The 19863-nt window shown below is 63.0% G+C and carries 18 protein-coding genes; 13 read left to right on the top strand and 5 right to left on the bottom strand.

From position 1 onward, the window contains the following. The first annotated feature begins 101 nt into the window (after positions 1 to 101). A complete protein-coding gene (locus P6U29_RS20370; RefSeq protein ID WP_162500262.1) occupies positions 102 to 536 on the top strand; it encodes a hypothetical protein in 435 nt (144 codons plus the stop codon). Positions 537 to 662: 126 nt separating this feature from the next. On the opposite strand, the gene P6U29_RS20365 is transcribed toward P6U29_RS20370, so the two are convergent. Continuing rightward, on the bottom strand, positions 663 to 2942 hold the full coding sequence (locus P6U29_RS20365; protein WP_407119167.1) for a ComEC/Rec2 family competence protein: 2280 nt from the start codon (positions 2940 to 2942) through the stop codon (positions 663 to 665). A 507-nt stretch (positions 2943 to 3449) separates the two neighbouring features. Here P6U29_RS20365 and P6U29_RS20360 point away from each other — a divergent pair. Then, positions 3450 to 4772, top strand: a complete 1323-nt coding sequence (locus tag P6U29_RS20360; protein ID WP_407119166.1) for an MFS transporter — start codon at positions 3450 to 3452, stop codon at positions 4770 to 4772. Between the two features lie 159 nt (positions 4773 to 4931). Here P6U29_RS20360 and P6U29_RS20355 read toward each other — a convergent pair whose 3' ends face one another. Then, positions 4932 to 5294 carry an SPW repeat protein gene (locus P6U29_RS20355; RefSeq protein ID WP_407119375.1) on the bottom strand — a complete coding sequence of 121 codons (363 nt, stop codon included), beginning with the start codon at positions 5292 to 5294 and terminating at the stop codon, positions 4932 to 4934. A 238-nt stretch (positions 5295 to 5532) separates the two neighbouring features. Between P6U29_RS20355 and P6U29_RS20350 the strand changes: the two genes are divergently transcribed. After that, on the top strand, positions 5533 to 5715 hold the full coding sequence (locus tag P6U29_RS20350; protein ID WP_164935201.1) for a hypothetical protein: 183 nt from the start codon (positions 5533 to 5535) through the stop codon (positions 5713 to 5715). A gap of 166 nt (positions 5716 to 5881) precedes the next feature. After that, complete coding sequence (gene glnA, locus P6U29_RS20345; RefSeq protein ID WP_407119165.1) at positions 5882 to 7312, top strand: type I glutamate--ammonia ligase; 1431 nt, start codon at positions 5882 to 5884, stop codon at positions 7310 to 7312. Positions 7313 to 7325: 13 nt separating this feature from the next. On the opposite strand, the gene P6U29_RS20340 is transcribed toward glnA, so the two are convergent. Further along, the gene (locus P6U29_RS20340) at positions 7326 to 7775 is read right to left on the bottom strand and encodes a YbhB/YbcL family Raf kinase inhibitor-like protein (protein WP_407119164.1); all 450 of its coding nucleotides are present in this window, start codon (positions 7773 to 7775) and stop codon (positions 7326 to 7328) included. Between the two features lie 118 nt (positions 7776 to 7893). On the opposite strand from P6U29_RS20340, the gene P6U29_RS20335 reads away from it, so the two are divergent. The 3 genes from P6U29_RS20335 to P6U29_RS20325 are packed head-to-tail and all read left to right on the top strand — an operon-like array spanning position 7894 to position 10117. Further along, a complete protein-coding gene (locus P6U29_RS20335; protein WP_407119163.1) occupies positions 7894 to 8895 on the top strand; it encodes an MBL fold metallo-hydrolase in 1002 nt (333 codons plus the stop codon). A gap of 21 nt (positions 8896 to 8916) precedes the next feature. Continuing rightward, complete coding sequence (locus tag P6U29_RS20330; protein WP_407119162.1) at positions 8917 to 9597, top strand: phosphoribosylanthranilate isomerase; 681 nt, start codon at positions 8917 to 8919, stop codon at positions 9595 to 9597. Between the two features lie 34 nt (positions 9598 to 9631). Beyond that, a complete protein-coding gene (locus tag P6U29_RS20325; protein ID WP_260370717.1) occupies positions 9632 to 10117 on the top strand; it encodes an adenosine-specific kinase in 486 nt (161 codons plus the stop codon). A 40-nt stretch (positions 10118 to 10157) separates the two neighbouring features. On the opposite strand, the gene P6U29_RS20320 is transcribed toward P6U29_RS20325, so the two are convergent. Then, a complete protein-coding gene (locus tag P6U29_RS20320) occupies positions 10158 to 10544 on the bottom strand; it encodes a YybH family protein (RefSeq protein ID WP_407119161.1) in 387 nt (128 codons plus the stop codon). An 8-nt stretch (positions 10545 to 10552) separates the two neighbouring features. After that, a complete protein-coding gene (locus P6U29_RS20315; protein ID WP_407119160.1) occupies positions 10553 to 12229 on the bottom strand; it encodes a glutamine--tRNA ligase/YqeY domain fusion protein in 1677 nt (558 codons plus the stop codon). Between the two features lie 154 nt (positions 12230 to 12383). Here P6U29_RS20315 and gltX point away from each other — a divergent pair, with 154 nt between their 5' ends. The 6 genes from gltX (at position 12384) to P6U29_RS20285 (ending at position 19858) form a co-directional block, all read left to right on the top strand. Further along, positions 12384 to 13808 carry a glutamate--tRNA ligase gene (gene gltX, locus P6U29_RS20310; protein WP_407119159.1) on the top strand — a complete coding sequence of 475 codons (1425 nt, stop codon included), beginning with the start codon at positions 12384 to 12386 and terminating at the stop codon, positions 13806 to 13808. Positions 13809 to 13955: 147 nt separating this feature from the next. After that, positions 13956 to 15257 carry a citrate synthase gene (gene gltA, locus P6U29_RS20305; protein WP_407119158.1) on the top strand — a complete coding sequence of 434 codons (1302 nt, stop codon included), beginning with the start codon at positions 13956 to 13958 and terminating at the stop codon, positions 15255 to 15257. A gap of 306 nt (positions 15258 to 15563) precedes the next feature. Continuing rightward, positions 15564 to 16742, top strand: coding sequence for an ROK family transcriptional regulator (locus P6U29_RS20300; RefSeq protein WP_407119374.1), 1179 nt, complete (start codon positions 15564 to 15566; stop codon positions 16740 to 16742). 59 nt (positions 16743 to 16801) lie between these two features. Beyond that, positions 16802 to 18088 (top strand): ABC transporter substrate-binding protein, encoded by a 1287-nt coding sequence (locus P6U29_RS20295; RefSeq protein ID WP_407119157.1) that lies wholly within the window; start codon positions 16802 to 16804, stop codon positions 18086 to 18088. Then, positions 18085 to 19008 carry a carbohydrate ABC transporter permease gene (locus tag P6U29_RS20290; RefSeq protein ID WP_407119156.1) on the top strand — a complete coding sequence of 308 codons (924 nt, stop codon included), beginning with the start codon at positions 18085 to 18087 and terminating at the stop codon, positions 19006 to 19008. Before P6U29_RS20295 ends, P6U29_RS20290 begins: the two co-directional genes overlap by 4 nt. After that, entirely contained in the window at positions 19001 to 19858 is an 858-nt protein-coding gene (locus P6U29_RS20285) for a carbohydrate ABC transporter permease (protein WP_407119155.1), read from the top strand. The genes P6U29_RS20290 and P6U29_RS20285 overlap by 8 nt, the downstream gene beginning before the upstream one ends. Positions 19859 to 19863: the final 5 nt, after the last annotated feature.

Here is a 19863-nt window from a genome sequence, read left to right as displayed (position 1 = left end):
CCTACAACCGAGCAGAACGTTGTATGCTTCACCCCGATAGAGGCCTGCGCCTCGAAAACAAAAGAGGTGCGGGTTCGCTATCTTCGCATGAGGAGCACCCGATGTGTGACTACAGCCTGCATGCCGTCGCGACGCGCCCTGCCGAAGTCGGCGAGACGATCGTCACGACAACCTTCCGCGGTACCTCGACACGCGGCTTCGCCTCCGAAGCCGATCTCTCGGTCGCGGTCTGCCTGCTGCCGGGAACGGAGCTCGCTTTCGCCGACAACGTCCGTTACGACAACCGCTGGATCTGGACGCGCACCGTCAACTCCCGCGTCGGAAAGTTCGGCAAGATCGACCCGCACATTCCCGATCGCCATCATGACGCGATCGAATTTCCCGACGGCAAATACGTGCTGGTGACACAGCTCGTCGAAGGCCAGCGCGCGACCGTGCTGCAGTTGCCGGTGACCCAGCCGGTTGGCGAGCGCGAGCACAAGCCGCAGATCGTCGCCGAGACGCGGTCCACGATCACGCGCCTGCCGATCGGCTGAGGTCGTCGCCCCCGGCCGGTGGGTCGAGGGCCAGGATTTGAAATGCCATCGCCGGCCGAGGCCGGCGAGATGGTATGGTTTGCGTCCTGCGGAATCCCGTCGGACCGGCACCCCGCGCATCTATCCTCAATCGTCAGCCTGCAAGTCGGCCTCCGATGGCGTTGCGTCCCGGTTGCGAGGCGCGGCCGTTTTCGGCGCAAGGCTGCTATCGAAATCCCCCTCGCCGGCGCCGGCGGGCAGCCAGGGGCGGTTTGCGCCTCTCGCCCTCACCGCCTGCACCGAGAAGCCCTCTCCGTTTTGCATCAGAGCCAGCGCGCCCTGACTGGCAAGACGCGGCCGATCGACCACCATCGCCGCGCAATCGGGCGGCGCGGGCCGCGCCGTCACCACCAACGCGGCACGGCTGCAATCATCAGCCAACGCGTCGATGCGCAGAGAAAGCGCGACCAGCCCTCCGTCCGCAAGCGGCGCCACGCAGCCGGACTCGTCACATGACACACCGCTCGCCAACGAGGCGTTGGCGGCATCGCGCGGATCGGCATCGGCAGCTAACCACTCCCTCAGCAGAAAGCCATCCTTGCTTGCCCGGATCACATGCAAACGCCCATCCCCGCCCCGGACCGCGACGCTCGCGCCATCCCCGGCAATCAGGATATCGGGCTGCCGCACCGACAGCCCCCAGAGGATCGCTGCAAGCAGCATCAGGGCACCGGACCAGCGCAAGGGCGTGCGCAGCAGGCCCATCACGATGATCCCGAGGCTGGCCGCGACCACCGGCGCGATCCCGAACGCCGGAATGCGGCCAACCGCGCCCGGCAGAGCCGCCACCCAGCGCGAGACCGCGACCATCCAGTCAATACCGATCCCCATCAGCCACCAGAACACGCCGTCGAGCCCGAAGGGAGCCGCGAGCAGCCCTAAAAGCCCCGCCGGCATCACCAGCGCCGAGACCACCGGCATCGCGCCGAGATTGGCGAGCACGCCGTATGGCGTCACACGATGGAAGTGGAAGGCAGCATAGGGCGTGGTCGCAAGCCCCGCGATCAACGAGGCCAGGAACAACATCGCGATCTCGCGGCCGCCCCACAGCGCGATGCGCGCGGTCGCCGAATGATCGGGCGATGCAAGCAGGTTCGGCATGCCGATCTGCACCAGCGCCACCAGCCCGAGCGTCGCGGCGAAGGACATCTGAAAGCTCGGATGCACCAGGGCCTCGGGCGCGACCGCGAGCACGATCAGCGCGGCCACCGCCAGCGTCCGGAAAGTAATGGCGCGGCGATCGACCATCACGGCGATCAACACCACCGCAGTCATGAAGAACGATCTTTGCGTCGCAACCTCCGCGCCTGACAGCAGCAGGTAGAACGCAGCCGCGACCAGCGCCGCCGCCGCCGCCCATTTCTTAATGGCGAAGCCGGCCGCCAGTCCCGGGATCAGCGCCAGCAGCGCGCGCACCGCGAAGAAGACGACGCCGGCGACGACCGCCATGTGATAGCCGGAGATCGACAGCACATGTCCGAGCCCCGAGACGAACATGGCATCGTTGACGGGCGTGCTGATCGCGTCGCGCCGTCCCGTGAGCAGCGCGGTCGCAATCGCGCGGTTGTCGCCATCGAGCGTGGCGCGGATGCGCGCGTCGATCGCATCGCGCAGGCCCTGCATGAAAGCGGCGTAACGCAGCCGCAAGCCGCCGGCATCCGGCGGCACTGAAGCCGTGATCGCGCCCATCACGAAACCGGAGGCACCAATGCCCTGGAAGAACATATCGCGCGAGAAATCATAGCTGCCGGGACGCACCGGCGAAATCGGCGGCAACAGCCGCGCCTTCAATTGCACGAAGCTGCCGACTTCAGGCGCCGTGCCCTTGCGCACCGAGAGGCGGACGCGCTCGAGCCTCACGTCGCTGCGCTGCGCCTCCATCGCGCTGACACGCAGCACGAAACGATCGGTGCGCTCGCGGATGTCGCGTGCTTCCACATAGCCCGACAGCGACACCGAATAGAGCGGCTTGGCCAAAACGGTGTGGGCTATGCGCGCCGTCTTCCAGGTCGCCATGGCAAAGCCGGCGGCGACCGCCGCGATCATGATCGCGGGCGCAAACAACCGGCTCCGCCGCAGCAGCACGGCGCCAAGCGCGAGAACGGCCGCCGTCGCGACGACCACCCACAGCACCGGCTCATGATCGGCGGCGAAATAGAGCGCGATGCCGCCGCCGAAGGCAACCGGCACCCACGGCAACAGCCGACCAGGCCCGGCCTCGGCGCGGGCCCATTCGCGCAACGTTTCGACGATTGCCGGCCAGACGCCAAAGCCCGCCGGCGCAAAGCCGCCAGCCGGTGCGGCGCGGCCGACCGGCCACGTCCCGGCAACTCCCTGGGAGCGTACTTGCCGCCCCGGCTCCGCCATTCCCCTGCACCTTACGATACGCGACGGGTGCCGAGGCTACCGGAACGTGCGGCTGCGCGAATAGCGGTACGGATCAGGAACGAACGCGGCGAGACCCTACTTTTCCCCTTCCAAGGTCACGGCGACCGCCGCCTTGGCATCTCTTCTGGATTCCTCGCAACGTCCGAGACGTCTCTGACCAGAAGTCGCGAAGTATCGAGCCCTTCGATCTCGTTGGCAAAGCGTCCTGCGACAGATCGATTGAGCCGAAAGTCTCATAAGTTGCCGGCCCGAGGTGGGATTACACTACGGTTCCCCGCCTCCCCGACAGGACGGGCAAGGCAGTGGTGGCTCGCGGTTCTAAGGCCGCCGGAGCTCTTCTCAGGTGGCGCGAAAGCGCACCTGAAGTCAGACGTTGCCGACGCAACTCTTTGAATTGGCGCCTGCGACGCCGCGCATCGCGCTCTCCGCGAGAAGATCGATCGCTGAAACAGGCGAGGAGACGTCTTGAAACCATAGGAGTCGCACATGCAGGTACCGAGCGATTTTCGCCGCGTGATCATCGCTGCATCGGTGGGAAACATCATCGAATGGTATGATTTCTACATCTTTGGCAGCCTGGCCGCAGTTCTATCGGTCAAGTTCTTTGAGCAATCCCACCCGGTTGCCGCCCTCCTCAGCACGATCGCGCTCTTCACGGCAGGATTTCTCATCCGTCCGCTGGGCGCCTTCCTGTTCGGATGGATGGGTGACCGGGTCGGCCGCAAATACACCTTTCTCATTACGCTCAGCGGAATGGGACTCGGCACAGGGGCGATCGGGTTGATCCCGACCTACCAGTCGATTGGTCTGACGGCCGCGTTCATTCTCTTTGGCCTGCGCATGATCCAGGGTTTGTGCCTGGGCGGCGAATATGGTGGCGCCATCACCTACGTCGCCGAACATGTGCCGGACGATCGACGCGGCTATTATACCGGCTGGCTGCAGACCTCGCCCACTCTCGGAATCGTGGTGTCGCTGGCCGTCATCATCCTCACGCGGACATATGCCGGCAACCAGGCCTTCGACGAATGGGCTTGGCGCGTTCCGTTCCTGCTGTCCTTCCTGCTGGTGGCGATCGCGATCTATATCCGGCTCCAGCTCCAGGAAACGCCAATCTTCCAGGAGATCAGGGCCCGCGGCCAGATGACGAGGAACCCTTGGAAGGAGGCTTTCCTCAGCTCCAACATCAAATACATCGGGATCGCGATTGTGGTCCTGATCGGACAGGGCGTGGTCTGGTACAGTGGTCAGTTCTGGGCGCTGTACTTCCTGCAGCAGGTCTCCAAGGTGGACCCGCTGACCTCCGCCTACATCGTGGGCGCCGCACTGCTCATTGCCACACCGAGCCTGATCTTCTTTGGCTGGCTGTCGGATCTGATCGGCCGCAAGCCGGTGATCCTCGGCGGCATGCTGCTCGCCGCGATCACGTACTATCCGCTCTATCTGTGGCTGGGGACTGTCACGCAGCCCGGAAACATCAACTATCCGGCCGCGATCTTTATCATCTTCATCCTCGTTTGCTATGTCGGGATGGTGTACGGGCCGGTCGGCGCGTTTCTGGCGGAATTCTTTCCCGCCAGGATCAGGTATACGTCGGTCTCGGTGCCGTACCACATCGGCAATGGCTGGGGTGGCGGATTGGTGCCGTTCATCACGTCGGCGGCATTCGCCGCGACCGGCAGCATCGGCTATGCGCTGATTTATCCGATCGCGGTCCCCGCGGTGTGCTTCGTGCTTGCCGTCTTCCTGATGCCGGAGACGCGCAAGATCAGCATCTGGCAGCCGATCGAGCCGAGAGCCGCGTCGTGATGGGTTGATCCCGGTGCAGGACCGCGGGGACCCTGCACCGAAGTTCGTATCGAGGCGCAGTGACGATCGTTCCCATCGGCACCGCGCCCGAGCAAGCCGATCTCAAAATCCCGGCCGCCAACAAATGGCGGTCGGCAAGCGCCCAACTAGCACCTGTTCTCACCCGGCCAGGCGATGCCAGCGATCGTGCCACCAGGTGCTGAAGTCGCGATCGGTTATCAGCTCCCAGACAGCGAGCAGGATCACCAGTGTGCCGGACAGCACACTGCTCACCGTGGCCGATACTGGCTCATAACCAAAGGTCCAAGGTGCCAGTAGCAGAGCGAGGCCCAGCAGTATTTCTCCCCATTCTTCCAGATAGGACGGGATGACAAATGCCTCGATGGCAAACAGCATGACGCCGAGCCCGAGCGCGATGGAGACCCAGACAGCCGCCCCGGACAAGCCCAGGATAAAGGACGAAAAGACCAGCCACAGGCCCACCAGGAGGCTGGCAGCGTCTTGCCAATGTTGGATGCGCATGATGCTCACCTCCCCTCTCCCGGTTAGATGGTGGCGCAGCTGAGAAAATGCATCCCTCCGACCTGCGCTTTGTTGCCGCGACTGAAGCCGCATCCAATCCTCGCGGCCCATGCCCCGGAAGAGCCCTTGCGAGTGCCTGCACCAGGATGCAGACTGGCCGCGCTTGACAGGTGTCGACGTCTATCGCCCCGGCCGCACCTCGCTCACGTTGCGCCCGGGACAAAAGGGAGGTGACGCCATGCGAGAAATCGAAATTCACGACTATGCGCGGCAGTTGCTGGAAGCACATGGCCCGAAGGCCATTGCGGAAGCAGCCCAGAACGCCATCGATCTCGAATCGAAGGGCGAGCTCGAGCTCGCCAAAACCTGGCGGCATATCGAAGACGCCATGAAGCTGATGCGCGGGCCTCACCAAAGCTGAAGCAGCCGGCGTGTGTAGCCGCCTGACCGTCAATGCCGCCAAGCCGGATCGAAGCTGAAGGGGCGGCAACAGAGTATGGACCACAATCCGTCGCAAGCCGTTCGGCTGCGGCTGAACGGCAACGCGACCCGCAAGACACGCATCTCCACGATGCTGGGAGCGAGCCATGTTTCCAAAATGTGCGACGGCCGAAGATCTCGTGAAGGCGATCAAGGACGAGAAGGTCCAGATGATCGATCTGCGGTTCACTGATCTGCCGGGGGTATGGCAACATTTTTCCGTTCCCCCGAGCGCGGTGAGCGTCGATGCGCTCGAAGAGGGCATCGGGTTCGACGGCTCATCGATCCGCGGCTTCCAGGAGATTCAGGAGAGCGACATGCTGGTCGTCGCCGATTCGACGACGGCCTTCGTCGACCCCTATAGTCCGGCAAAGACGCTGGTCCTCATCTGCAACATCCGCGACCCCGTGACCGGCCAATCCTATAGCCGCGATCCACGCTACGTCGCCCAGAAGGCGGAAACCTATCTCAAAGGCACTGGTCGCGCCGATACAAGTTACTTCGGCCCGGAAGCGGAGTTCTTTGTCTTCGACGACGTGCGCTACGGTCAGGGCATCAATTACGCCATGCACGAGATCGATTCCGGCGAAGGCAGCTGGAACACCGGCGCGGAGGAAGCGCCGAATCTCGGGCACAAGCCGCGCCCCAAGGAGGGATATTTTCCCGTTCCTCCGACCGACAGCATGCAGGCGCTACGCACCGAAATGGTGCTGACCATGGAAGAGCTGGGAATCCAGATCGAAGCTCATCACCACGAGGTCGCAACCGGCGGCCAAAACGAAATCGACATGCGCTTCACAACCCTCACCCGCATGGCCGACAATTTGATGATCTACAAATACGTAGTGAAGAACACCGCGCATGAGCACGGCAAGACCGCGACCTTCATGCCGAAACCGCTGTTCGAGGACAACGCTTCGGGCATGCATGTGCACCAGTCGCTGTGGAAGGGCGAGACCAACCTGTTCTACGACCAGGGTGACTATGCCGAATTGAGCCAGCTCGGCCGCTACTACATCGGCGGCCTCCTGACCCACGCCTGGGCGTTGTGCGGGCTTTGCGCCCCGACGACCAACTCGTATCGGCGCCTGGTGCCGGGCTATGAGGCTCCCATCAACTTGGTCTACTCCCAACGCAATCGTTCGGCCTGCTGCCGAATTCCAATGTACTCGCCGAATCCACGCGCAAAGCGCGTCGAGTTTCGTTCGCCCGACCCCTCCTGCAATCCCTATTTGGCTTTTGCCGCAATGCTGATGGCGGGCCTCGACGGTATCGACAACCGTATCGACCCCGGCAGCCCCATCGACAAGAACCTTTACGACCTGCCACCGGCCGAAGCCAAGCAAGTGAAATCGACACCGGGATCGCTGGATCAGGCGCTCGACGCACTCCAGCGCGACCACGCATTCCTGCTGCGCGGCGACGTCTTCACGGCCGACCTGATCGAGACCTGGCTCGACTACAAGCGAAAAAAGGAGGTCGATGCGATCCGGCTGCGACCGCATCCTTACGAGTTCCATCTGTATTACGATATCTAGGGCGTTCTTTCGCCTACCTCTCATACCAACCGACGAGGGTCGCTTCCGCGATCACGTGCTTGCGCGCTTCTCGCTCGACGTCGCCGCAGGATGCATCGGCCTTTGCCGGCAGGCCCTCCGTCGAGAGGGCAAGCAGTCGGAAATGATAATGATGAGGCCCATGGCCATGCGGTGGACACGGGCCACCATAACCCGCCTTCCGAAAGTCGTTGACGGCTTGCTTCATTCCGGCGTTCTGCGCGGCGTTGGTCGCAAATTCCGTGACCTCCGGCGGAATGTTGTACACTGCCCAATGATGCCATTTGCCGGCGGGCGCATCGGGATCGTCGCAGAGCAGGACAAGACTCCGCGCCCCCTCCGGCGCGTCGCTCCATTGCAGAGGTGGCGAAAGATTTTCGCCATCACAGGTAAACCGTCGCGGAATTGCGGCACCATCGGCGAAGGCGCTTGAAACGAGTTTCATGGCTCTCTCCTCGATCCGATAGATGTATTTTAGCTCGATCCTGCCCGGTGCGAAATCCATCGCCGCGCCCTAAGATGAGGAGAGATGCATTTGGAACTGTTGCAGCAGAATTGTCGTCATGCGACCGCTTTTCCATCCTAGCCTGGTCAACGGTCGCTACGGCGATCCTACGGTCTATGTCGAAACGGTGTTCGAGAAGCGAAGTCTGCTGTTCGACATTGGAGAGATTGCTTCACTGGCGCCACGGAAGATCCGACGCGTCGACCAGGTCTTTGTCTCGCATGCGCATATCGATCATTTCGTTGGCTTCGACCATCTGCTGCGTTTGCTCGTCGGGCACGAGAAATCGGTACAGCTGTTCGGTCCGCCCGGCTTAGCCGAGCACGTCTTTCACAAGCTTCAGGCCTATCGCTGGAACCTGGTCGAAAACTATCCCTGCGATCTTGTTTTCAACGTCAGCGAACTTGGAGCGGAAAATTCCATCTCCACCACCCGGTTCCGGCTGAGGAAAGGCTTCGCAGCAGAGCCATCCGCCTCTGGCAAGACCATTGCGGGCTTACTCTGCGATGAACCGACCCATCGCGTGTCAGCCGCGATCCTTGAGCATGGCACGCCCTGCCTCGCCTTCGCGCTGCAAGAGGCGGCCCATGTCAACGTATGGAAGAACAGGCTGTCGGAGCGTGGACTACCCGTCGGTCCTTGGTTGCTGTCGCTAAAGAAGGCCGTCGTCGAGCGTCGCGCGGACGATCATTTGATCCGCATCGAAGAAGCGACCAAGTCGGATCGACTCGTGCCACTCTCAAGCCTGCGCGATCTCGTGACGGTCACTGCCGGCCAGAAAATCGCCTATGTGACCGATGTTGCCGACACGCCGGCCAATCGCGCCGCCATCGTGGCGCTGATTCAGAATGCAGACATCCTCTTCATCGAGGCGGCGTTTGCGGACGCGGACGCCGCAATAGCGAAGGAGCGGGCTCATCTTACCACCACGGCTGCCGGAGAAGTCGCACGGGAAGCCAATGTCCGCCGCGTCGAGCCTTTTCACTTCTCTCCGCGGTATGCGGGAGAGCAGGAGCGGATGCTGGCCGAGGTGATGGCGGCGTTCGAGGCGTCTCCCTGAGACACGGAGAGGTTACGCCCGATGTTGACCCAGATCTATGAAATCTCTACCCCCGAAGAGGCGTCCGCACTTTCAGCCATTGGCGTCGACCATATCGGCGTGCTCGTCGGAGACGGCCAATTTCCACGCGAACTGCCGATCTCAACGGCTTCCAAGATCGGCGCGGCAATAGTACCGCCATCGAAATTCTCGGCACTGTTTCTGAGCTGCGATCTCTCCTTGATTGCGACGTGGGCGCGCGAGCTCAACCCCGCGATCGTCCATTTGGGAGCCAGCGCCGAATTGCTTTCCCCGCAAGATGTTGCTTCGCTCAAGCGCATGTTGCCCGGGATCGTCGTGATGAGAAGCATACCGGTGTTCTCCGAGGAAAGCGTCGCAATTGCCGAGAGCTACGTTGGCATCGCAGACTTTCTGCTGCTCGACAGCTATCGGTGCACGGACAAGCAGATCGGCGCGCTCGGCGTGACGCATGATTGGAATATCAGTCGCCGCATCGTGGACGTCGTCCGTGTTCCGATCGTCCTCGCAGGCGGCCTCGGACCGGACAATGTCGCAGGAGCGATCCGAACTGTCCGTCCGGCTGGTGTCGACTCCAAGACGAAGACGGACCAGGACGGTTCGCATGCGAAGGACCTGGAGCGAGTCCGCCGGTTCCACCAAGCGGCTCAGGCAGCGGCTGACAATCACTTTCCGTCGGCCTAACATGAATCGTGTAGCTCTCTCCTGGAGCGCGGCCATGGAACTTACCGTCGTACCCATCGTAAAGCCGGACGCGGCCAACTTCATCTTCGGTCAGTCGCATTTCATCAAGACCGTGGAAGATCTCCACGAGGCGCTCGTTGGCACGGTTCCGGGCATCCGCTTCGGGCTGGCCTTCTGCGAGGCCTCCGGCAAGCGGCTGGTGCGCTGGTCGGGCAATGACGAAGCGGCCCTCACCCACGCCCGCAACAACGCGTTGGCCATCGGCGCCGGCCACACTTTTCTGATCTTCCTGGGCGACGGCTTCTTTCCGGTCAACGTCCTAGCTGCCGTGCGCTCGGTGCCGGAGGTCTGCCGCATCTACTGCGCGACGGCCAACGCCACACAGGTGATCGTCGCACAAACGGAGCTCGGCCGTGGCGTGCTCGGCGTAGTGGATGGCGCCTCACCGCTGGGTATCGAGACCGACGCCGACATTGCGTGGCGGAAGGACCTCCTGAGAAAGATCGGCTACAAGCTGTAGCGACCGGATGAAGCGGTTGCGATGAAGTGCGCCTCCGGCGCTAAATCAGCGCAGCCCTGGACGACACGTGGTGGCTCGCGATCTTCCAGTCGCCGTCTTCGCGCACGATCACCCAGGTGAGTTTGACCGAGAGGGGCGCGGCTTCTTCGTCGAGGTCGAATGATGCGATCGCAGCCATGTTAATCACATCGGGCACGACCTGAGCCGCAGCCACATCGGAGAAGCCGACGCTCGGCTGGCGCCATCGCGGCAGGCCATTGAAATAGTCCGCCACCCCGTCCCTGCCCCGATAGAGTTTCGGGTTGGAGCCGAAGAAGAACGCGTTCCTCGCATACAGCAACGACAGAGCCGTTGCATCGAGCTTTGCGAAGCCGGCACACCATTTCGCGATGATGGCCAAAACGATGGCGTCGGCGTCGCTGCTCATGTCAGCCCTCAACCTTTCGCGACTTCCTTCGCGAACGTGTCGCGCAGGCCGATGGTGCGCGAGAACACCGGCTTGCCGGGAGTCGAGTCCTTGTCGCGCACGAAATAGCCCTGGCGCTCGAACTGCATCGGCTCGATCGAATTGCTCTCCGCAACCGACGCCTCGACACGGGCATCAGCCAGGATCTCCAGCGACTGCGGGTTGAGATCCGCCGCGAAATTCGAAGCGTCCGGGCTCGGATTGGAGAACAGCTGGTTGTAGATGCGGATCTCCGCCGGCTTCGACGTCGCCGCCGGCAGCCAGTGCATGGTCGCCTTGACCTTGCGTCCGTCGGGCGCGTTGCCGCCCTTGGTCGCGGGATCGTAGGTGCAGCGCAGCTCCACCACCTCGCCTGCGTCGTTCTTGATCACGCCGGTGCACTTGATGAAGTAAGCGTAGCGCAGCCGCACCTCGTTGCCGGGCGACAGACGGAAGAACTTCTTCGGCGGGTTCTCCATGAAGTCGTCCTGCTCGATATAGAGCTCGCGGCCGAACGTGATCTTCCGCGTCCCCGCCGACGGATAGTCGGGATGGTTGATCGCCTCGAGCTCCTCGGTCTGCCCTTCCGGATAGTTCTCGATCACGACCTTCAGCGGCTTCAAGACCGCCATGCGGCGCTCCGCCGTGCGGTTCAGCTCCTCGCGGATGCAGAACTCCAGCATGCCGACGTCGACCACGCTGTTGGCCTTGGCGACGCCGATACGCTTGACGAATTCACGCAGCGCTGCCGGCGGTACGCCGCGGCGGCGCATGCCAGCCATAGTCGGCATGCGCGGATCGTCCCAACCGGCGACGTGGCCGTCGCGGACGAGCTGGGTCAGCACGCGCTTGGACAGCAGCGTGTAGGTCAGGTTCAGCCGCGCGAACTCGTACTGGTGCGGCTCCGAAGGTACCGGCAGCTTCTCGATGAACCAGTCGTAGAGCGGCCGGTGGTCCTCGAACTCCAGCGTGCAGATCGAGTGCGTGATACCCTCGATCGCATCCGACTGGCCGTGGGCATAGTCGTAGCTCGGATAGATGCACCAGGCGTTGCCTGTGCGCGGATGGTGCGCATGCAGGATGCGGTACAGCACGGGATCGCGCAGATTGATGTTGGGCGAGGTCATGTCGATCTTGGCCCGCAGCACCCGCGCCCCGTTCGGGAATTCACCGGCTTTCATGCGACGGAAAAGATCGAGATTCTCCTCCACCGTGCGGTCGCGGAAGGGCGAGTTCTTGCCGGGCTCGGTCAGCGTGCCGCGTGAGAGGCGGATCTCCTCCTGGGTCTGGTCGTCGACATAGGCGAGCCCGTCGCGGATCAACTGCTCGGCCCATTCGTACAGGCGATCGAAATAGTCCGAGGCGAAGAACAGATTCTTGCCCCAGTCGAAGCCGAGCCAGCGCACGTCGGCCTGGATGGAATCGATATATTCCTGCTCTTCCTTGACCGGGTTGGTATCATCGAAGCGCAAGTGGCAGCGGCCAGGAAACTCCTGGGCGATGCCGAAGTTGAGTGCGATCGACTTGGCGTGGCCGATATGCAAGTAGCCGTTCGGCTCCGGCGGGAACCGTGTCACGATCTCCTTGTACTTGCCCTGATCGAGGTCGGCCTGGATGATGTCACGAATGAAATCGCGCCCAACCTCAGCTGCCACCGGTTCTGTCATTACGAAAATCCTGTAGGGAAATCAGCGGTCCTTCTGCCAAATTCGCGTGGCCGCGCCAAGAGCTTAAGCAAAGCCTGCCAGGTCCGCCGTCGGGCTTTAGTTATGTCGCGTTCCTGCTATACACACCGCTTCCCATGCATAGGCCCTGCCAAGAATGACCGATTCCGTCGTCACCCGCTTTGCCCCCTCGCCGACCGGCTTCCTCCACATCGGGGGCGCCCGCACGGCGCTGTTCAACTGGCTCTACGCCAAAAAATATGGCGGCAAGATGCTGCTCCGGATCGAGGACACCGACCGCGAGCGTTCCACGGAAGCCGCGATCGGTGCCATCCTCGACGGCTTGAAGTGGCTCGATCTTGGCTGGGACGGTGAGGTCATCTACCAGTTCAGCCGCGCCGCTCGTCACCGCGAGGTCGCCGAGCAGTTGCTCGCCGACGGCAAGGCTTACCGCTGCTACGCCACGGCGGAGGAGCTCGCCGCGATGCGCGAGAAGGCGCGCGCGGAGGGGCGCACCCGCCTCTATGATGGCATGTGGCGCGACCGCGATCCCGCGACAGCGCCAAGCGACGTGAAGCCCACCATCCGCCTGCGCGCGCCGCAGACCGGCGAGACCGTGATCGAGGACCAGGTCCAGGGCCGCGTGGTCTGGCAGAACGAGAACCTCGACGACCTCGTGCTTTTGCGCGGCGATGGCAATCCGACCTACATGCTCGCGGTGGTCGTCGACGACCACGACATGGGCGTCACCCATGTGATCCGCGGCGACGACCATCTGATCAACGCCGCGCGCCAGAAGCAAATCTACGATGCGATGGGCTGGGCGCTGCCGAGTATGTCCCACATTCCGCTGATCCACGGCCCGGACGGCTCGAAACTGTCGAAGCGGCACGGCGCGCTCGGCGTCGATGCCTACCGCGCCATGGGGTACCTGCCGGCTGCGCTGCGCAACTACCTGGTCCGACTCGGCTGGAGCCATGGCGACCAGGAGATCTTCTCGACTGAGGAGATGATCGCGGCGTTCGATCTCGCCGGCGTCGGCCGCGCCGCCGCCCGCTTCGATTTCGCCAAGCTGGAAAACCTCAACGGCCACTACATCCGCCACGCCGACGATCAATCGCTCGTGAAGATGTTCGAGGACGTGCTCGACCATGTGCCCGGACGGAGCGAGCTTAAGGCCAAGTTAAACGACACCACGCGTTCGCAGCTCCTCAAGGCCATGCCGGCCCTGAAGGAGCGCGCCAAGACGCTGATCGAACTGATCGATGGCGCCCATTTCATCTTTGCCGACCGGCCGCTGGCGCTCGATCCCAAGGCACAAGCATTGCTGACGCCCGAAAACTGCAAGCTGATCGGCCAGCTTCATTCCGCGCTGGAGAAAGTCGAGACGTGGAGCGGTACGGCAACTGAAGCCGCGCTGCGCGCCTTTGCCGAGGAAAACAGTCTCAAGCTCGGCGCGGTCGCCCAGCCGCTCAGGGCGGCACTCACCGGACGGACGACATCGCCTGGTATATTTGAGGTTTTGGACGTCCTGGGGCGCCAGGAGAGCCTCGCCCGGCTTAAGGATCAGTCTACGACGTAAGTCGACCATGCGTGCGGCGATCTTGCAGCGCACATAGCAATAATATACCCATCTCCCCCGTACATTCTGGAACATCCGGCCTGCCCCCATGGTCTCCCTGGGGGCCCTCCGGCTCCGGCCCGTTTCACCACACATCGGGGACCTCTGATGGACGCAAAACCAAGCTCAAAGACCGCGACGCTGACGGTCGGAAACAAGAATTACGATCTCCCGATCCTCAGCGGCAGCGTCGGGCCTGACGTCATCGATATCGGCAAGCTCTACGGCCAGTCCGGCCTGTTCACCTACGATCCGGGCTTCACCTCGACCGCGAGCTGCCAGTCCAAGATCACCTATATCGACGGTGATGCGGGCGTGCTGGAATACCGCGGCTACCCGATCGAGCAGCTCGCCGAGCACGGCGACTTCCTCGAGACCTGCTATCTCCTGCTCTACGGGAACCTGCCGACCGCCGCGCAGAAGAAGGATTTCGACTATCGCGTGACCCATCACACGATGGTGCACGAGCAGATGGCCCGCTTCTTCCAGGGCTTCCGCCGCGATGCCCATCCGATGGCGATCATGGTGGCGGCCGTCGGCGCGCTGGCCGCGTTCTATCACGACAGCACCGATATCAACGATCCCAAGCAGCGCATGGTCGCCTCCATGCGCATGATCGCCAAGATCCCGACGCTGGCCGCGATGGCCTACAAGTACACCGTCGGCCAGCCCTTCATCTATCCGAAGAACTCGCTGCGCTTTGCCGAGAACTTCCTGAACATGTGCTTCGCAGTGCCCTGCGAGGACTACAAGGTCAGCCCGGTTCTCGCCGACGCGCTGGAGAAGATCTTCATCCTGCACGCCGACCACGAGCAGAACGCCTCGACCTCGACGGTGCGCATCGCCGGCTCCTCCGGCGCCAACCCGTTCGCCTGCATCGCGGCGGGCATCGCCTGCCTGTGGGGTCCGGCGCATGGCGGCGCCAACGAAGCCGCGCTCAACATGCTCTACGACATCGGCACCGTCGACAAGATCCCCGAGTTCATCGCCAAGGTGAAGGACAAGAACTCGGAAGTCCGCCTGATGGGCTTCGGTCACCGCGTCTACAAGAACTACGATCCGCGCGCCAAGATCATGCAGAAGATGTGTCATGCCGTGCTCAAGGAGACCGGCCATGGCGACGATCCGATGCTGAAGGTGGCAATGGAGCTGGAGAAGATCGCGCTCAGCGACCAGTACTTCATCGACCGCAAGCTCTATCCGAACGTCGACTTCTATTCGGGCATCACGCTGAAAGCGATGGGCTTCCCGGTCTCGATGTTCACCGTGCTATTCGCGGTCGCCCGCACCGTCGGCTGGATCAGCCAGTGGAGCGAGATGATCGAGGATCCCCACCAGAAGATCGGCCGTCCGCGCCAGCTCTACACCGGTGTCACCAAGCGCGACTACGTTCCGATCGACAAGCGGTAACAATCGGCCATAACGGGCTTCGAAACGGCGTCATCGAAAGATGGCGCCGTTTTTGCTTGTGCAAGCACCTGTAGGGTGGGCAAAGCGCAGCGTGCCCACCAACTTCGTTCGGCAAGCGCGGAATCATATGGTGGGCACGCTTTGCTTTGCCCCACCCTACGAGACTGACATCGTCATGGCAGCAGCGGCGAACGGCCGAATTTGCTGCCGCGCACAACAACAAGTCGGATCATCGCGCCGGCCACCGCTTGACAGGCGAAACGCTTCGCGCGCAAATTCTTACACTAAGTAAGAATGACGACAGGGATGGAAATGCCGGAGCAGCCGAGAAGTCGGCGGCAGACGCGCGCTGCCATTTTGACTCATCTGCTTCAGTCGGGCGGCTCGTTTCGTCCGCCTCTGGCCAAGGCCGTGCGCCTGTCGGAAGCGAGCCTGTCGCGCATCCTGTTCGACCTGAAGGCCGAAGGCCTGATCGAGGAAGTGCGGCGCCCAGCCCCTTATGTCGGCGGCCCGACGGGGCTCGTGTCACTCGACGGCTCGGTGGCGCTCGCAGCCATCGAGCTGAGCGCTCAATGGCTCAGCGTCGGCGTCGGCGGCCTCCCGGGCGAACTGCACTATACGGAGCGTCTGCCATTGCCGAAGGCACCCACGGTCGAAACGGTCGGCCGCGTGTTCGGCGAGGCGATGACATTGCTGCGCGATTGGACACGCCGCCGCCACATCACGCTCTCACAAATCGGCGTCTCCATTCCGGGCCTCGGCCGGCTGACCGTATCCGGCAACCCGATCATCCCCTGCGATGTCGGATGCCTCAGTGGCATGATCGGCGAGATGTTTGCCGGGGTGCCGCTGGAATTCACCAATTCGGTGGTGGCGCACGCCACGTTTCACCGCTGCCGCACGCAAAACTATCCGTTCTGCGACACGCATCTGTTCGTCCTCGTCAGCCATGGCGTAGCCGGCGCCTGGATGGATGATCCGGCCGAGGCCGATGCCCTGCAACCGATCGAACTCGGCCACATGGTGTTCGGGCCTGAGGGACCGCGCTGCCGCTGCGGCCATCACGGCTGCGTGGAGGCCTATACCTCGCTTCCCGCTCTGGCCGAGCTCCTCGGCGTTTCCGACGCCAAATTGCTCCAGCTCGGCAACGAATGGGTGCACACGATCCCGCTCTCGGCGCGCGTGCGCCAGGAGTTGCGGCGGCGCTTGTTCCGGCTCGGCCTTGCGATCGGCAACACCCTGAACGTGAAGCCATGCGGCGGCGTCGCGATCAGCGGCTGGCCGTCACTTCTTTCTGAAGAGGATCGGAAGGCGGTGGTCGATGGGATCGACGCCTGCCTGCTGGGCGGACGCAAACTAGCGCAACTATCCCTCGCCTTCGTGCCGCCCTCGACCGGCAACGATCCGCAGGCCGCACTGGCTTTCGCCGCCTTTTGTCTGGCCAGCCGTGGCGGGATGCCGGCGGCATCGACGGAGGCGGCCTGACATGCGCTGAACCTGCACGTCCCACATGCGCCGAGACTTCACACCGGGAGGAACCTGCCATGCCGATCACAACAACAAGGCGTCGTCTGCTCGTTGGATCCGTCGCCACACTCGCACTGCCGGCATTTGCCCGCGCGCAAGGCGCGGTCAAGCCGCGCCTGACCGCGATCTCGCAATGGTCCTCGGGCAGCGACGGAGCGGCGATCACGGCGCTGGGCAAGAAATTCGAGGAGAAAGGCGGCGTTTGGCAGCACTCGCCCGTCCCCGGATTCACCACCGAGATGATGAACAAGCTGCGCGCGCAGATCATGGCCGGCGATCCGCCGGCCTGCTCGCAGCTCAAAGGTCCCGAGATTGCGGCCTGGTCGAAGATCGCCCCGACCGTCGATCTCGACAGCGTCGTCGCTGCCGCCGGTTACGAAAAGGTCGTCGCTCCAGACCTTGCGAAGTTGCACAAGCCGGCAGGCAAATGGATCGCCCTGCCCTTGCAGATCTACAGCACCAACATGCTGTTCCTGTCCAAACGCGCGATGGACAAGGCCAAGGCCGACAAGATCCCCGTCACCTGGGCAGACTTCAATGACCTCGCCGAAAAGATGAAAGCGGGCGGTGTCCCCTATCCCGTCGCCAACGGTGGGACCCGCCCGGACGACGGTCAAAAGTTCGAGGCCGCTCTGGCGGGCATCAGTCCCACCGCATACCGCGCCGCCATCATGAATCTCGACAAGAAGGCCCTTGAGGGTCCCGAGATCAAGGCCGCGTTCGCGCAGGTGCGCAAGATCGCCGACTGGATGGACCCGAATGTCGGCGCCCAACATTTTTCGACCAACCTGAAGCGCTTCGTCGACGGCGACATGGGCATGATGATCATGGGCGGCTGGGCGCAGGGCGTGTTGCGCAATGCCGGCTTCAAATTCGAGGACTTCATGATTGCGCCGGGCCCCAGCGACAACAGCAAGCCGGTGTTTCTGTTGAATGCCGATGCCTTCATCTTCTGGCAGCGCAAGGAGCCCGATCTGCAAGCCGGCCAGATGCTGATGGCGCAACTCGTCATGGATCCGGCGATCCAGACGATGTATTCGCAGATCACGGGATCGATCCCCGTGCGCACCGATGTCGATCTCTCGGGCGAAGGCTGGTCGGATGGTCAACGGCGGACGGCAGCAGCCCTGAAGGACGCGATCGCCAGCAATCAGGCGGTCCTGAGCCTTGCGCATAACATGGCGCAGGAAAACGGAATGACCGCGGCGATGATCGACGTGATCACGGAGTACGTGAAGAACAAGACGATCAAGCCCGAGCAAGCGGTCACCCGCCTCGCCGACGCCGTCGAGGGCGCACGTTGACCAATGCCGTCCTGACAAGACCGGGCCGGCCGGCGGCTTCTGACTTGCTGCGCCGGCTGCCCGAATATCTGATGATCTGGGTGCCGCTGCTGCTGTCCGCCGCGCACCTCGTGTCGTTCGCGCTGTGGACGATCTGGATATCGTTCACACCATCCACTCTGGTCCCGGTCTCAGGCTGGGTGGGCTTGCGCAACTACACGGCGGTCGCGGCATCGCGGAACTGGCAGATCGCCTTCGACAATCTGCTGCTGTTTGGCAGCGCTTTCGTGCTGCTGAGCGCAGCGACCGGCCTCATCCTTGCGATCCTGCTCGATCAGCGCATTCGCGGCGAGAACCTGCTGCGATCCATCTTCCTGTATCCCCTTGCCGTGTCGTTCGTGGTCACGGGCACGGTCTGGAGCTGGCTGCTCAATCCTGGCCTCGGGATCCAGAAGCTGGTCCACGACCTCGGCTGGACCTCGTTCAAGTTCGACTGGCTGATCGACCGCGACATGGCCATCTGGACCATTGTCATCGCCGCGATCTGGCAGTCGTCGGGCTTTGCCATGGCGCTCTTCCTTGCCGGCCTTCGCTCCGTCGATGCCGACATCATCAAGGCGGCGCAGATCGACGGCGCGGGGCCGGTCCGACTCTACCGGCGCATCATTCTGCCGTCGCTTTGGCCAATCACCGTCACCGTCATCGTGATCCAGTTGCAGTTCGCGATTTCGACGTTCGACCTCGTGCGCGCGCTCACCAACGGTGGTCCGGGAATCGCGACCCAGCTGCCGGCACTTGTCGTCTACGACCTGATGTTCCAGCGCAGCCTGCTCGGCCGGGGCGCGGCGGCGGCGGTGCTCATGTTGCTCATTCTACTCGCGGTGCTGCTGCCATATGCGGCGTGGCGATATGTCCAGCGACGGCGGGCCGCCCATGCGTGACCGCAGCTTCGCGCCAAGCCGGATCTTGATCTATCTCGCCGTTTCGCTGATCGCCGCGGCCTGGCTCGCGCCGCTGGTCGTTGTGGTGTTGAACTCGCTCCGCAGCAACGAGGAGATCGCGCAGGCCTCGATGATCGGCTGGCCGCAGCAATGGGCCTGGAGCAACTACGCCGCAGCCTGGAGCGGCTTCTGCGTCGCCGAGACCTGCGCCGGCATCCGGCCGTACATGCTGAACTCCGCGCTCGTCACGATTCCCGCAACGATCTTTTCGACCATGCTCGGTGCGATCGCCGGCTACGCCGTGTCGCTCTGGCGCTTTCGCGGCGACAACTGGATCTACGGCATCGTGACCCTTGGCCTGTTCCTTCCCCAGCAGATGCGCCTGCTGCCCTGGACGATCGTGCTCCGGGACATCGGCCTCATCAACACGCTGACGGGTCTCGTGCTGATTCACACCATTCAGGGACTCTCCTTCACCACGCTGTTCTGCCGAAACTACTATGTCGCCATTCCCCATGAATTGATCAGGGCCGCGCGCATCGACGGCGCCGGCTTCTTTCGTATCTTCTGGCGCATCATCCTGCCGCTCTCGGGTCCCATCCTGATCGTCACGGTGATCTGGCAGTTCACGCATATCTGGAACGAGTTCCTCTATGGCGTGACATTCACGACCGGCCAGCAGCAGCCCGTCACGGCGGCTCTGATCGCGCTATCGGCCGCAGTCGCGGACATCCCGCAGCATGGCGTGCAGAGCGCCGCGGTGATCATCGCGGCGCTGCCCACTTTGTTGATCTATCTCCTCGGCGGCAAGTACTTCGTCCGCGGCCTGACTGCCGGGGCCGTGAAATGATGAGG

The sequence above is a fragment of the Bradyrhizobium sp. LMG 9283 genome (assembly GCF_045571415.1).
GTDB lineage: Bacteria > Pseudomonadota > Alphaproteobacteria > Rhizobiales > Xanthobacteraceae > Bradyrhizobium.
This window is presented reverse-complemented; position numbering and strand designations above follow the sequence as displayed.

Excerpts from the sequence above, each read along its gene's own strand:
- gltA (WP_407119158.1), top strand. The coding sequence starts at position 13,956 with ATGGACGCAAAACCAAGCTCAAAGACCGCGACGCTGACGGTCGGAAAC.
- P6U29_RS20295 (WP_407119157.1), top strand. The coding sequence starts at position 16,802 with ATGCCGATCACAACAACAAGGCGTCGTCTGCTCGTTGGATCCGTCGCC.
- P6U29_RS20370 (WP_162500262.1), top strand. The coding sequence starts at position 102 with ATGTGTGACTACAGCCTGCATGCCGTCGCGACGCGCCCTGCCGAAGTC.
- P6U29_RS20325 (WP_260370717.1), top strand. The coding sequence starts at position 9,632 with ATGGAACTTACCGTCGTACCCATCGTAAAGCCGGACGCGGCCAACTTC.
- glnA (WP_407119165.1), top strand. The coding sequence starts at position 5,882 with ATGTTTCCAAAATGTGCGACGGCCGAAGATCTCGTGAAGGCGATCAAG.
- P6U29_RS20350 (WP_164935201.1), top strand. The coding sequence starts at position 5,533 with ATGCGAGAAATCGAAATTCACGACTATGCGCGGCAGTTGCTGGAAGCA.
- P6U29_RS20320 (WP_407119161.1), bottom strand. The coding sequence starts at position 10,544 with ATGAGCAGCGACGCCGACGCCATCGTTTTGGCCATCATCGCGAAATGG.
- P6U29_RS20315 (WP_407119160.1), bottom strand. The coding sequence starts at position 12,229 with ATGACAGAACCGGTGGCAGCTGAGGTTGGGCGCGATTTCATTCGTGAC.
- P6U29_RS20335 (WP_407119163.1), top strand. The coding sequence starts at position 7,894 with ATGCGACCGCTTTTCCATCCTAGCCTGGTCAACGGTCGCTACGGCGAT.
- P6U29_RS20340 (WP_407119164.1), bottom strand. The coding sequence starts at position 7,775 with ATGAAACTCGTTTCAAGCGCCTTCGCCGATGGTGCCGCAATTCCGCGA.
- gltX (WP_407119159.1), top strand. The coding sequence starts at position 12,384 with ATGACCGATTCCGTCGTCACCCGCTTTGCCCCCTCGCCGACCGGCTTC.
- P6U29_RS20285 (WP_407119155.1), top strand. The coding sequence starts at position 19,001 with ATGCGTGACCGCAGCTTCGCGCCAAGCCGGATCTTGATCTATCTCGCC.
- P6U29_RS20355 (WP_407119375.1), bottom strand. The coding sequence starts at position 5,294 with ATGCGCATCCAACATTGGCAAGACGCTGCCAGCCTCCTGGTGGGCCTG.
- P6U29_RS20365 (WP_407119167.1), bottom strand. The coding sequence starts at position 2,942 with ATGGCGGAGCCGGGGCGGCAAGTACGCTCCCAGGGAGTTGCCGGGACG.
- P6U29_RS20330 (WP_407119162.1), top strand. The coding sequence starts at position 8,917 with ATGTTGACCCAGATCTATGAAATCTCTACCCCCGAAGAGGCGTCCGCA.
- P6U29_RS20360 (WP_407119166.1), top strand. The coding sequence starts at position 3,450 with ATGCAGGTACCGAGCGATTTTCGCCGCGTGATCATCGCTGCATCGGTG.
- P6U29_RS20300 (WP_407119374.1), top strand. The coding sequence starts at position 15,564 with ATGGAAATGCCGGAGCAGCCGAGAAGTCGGCGGCAGACGCGCGCTGCC.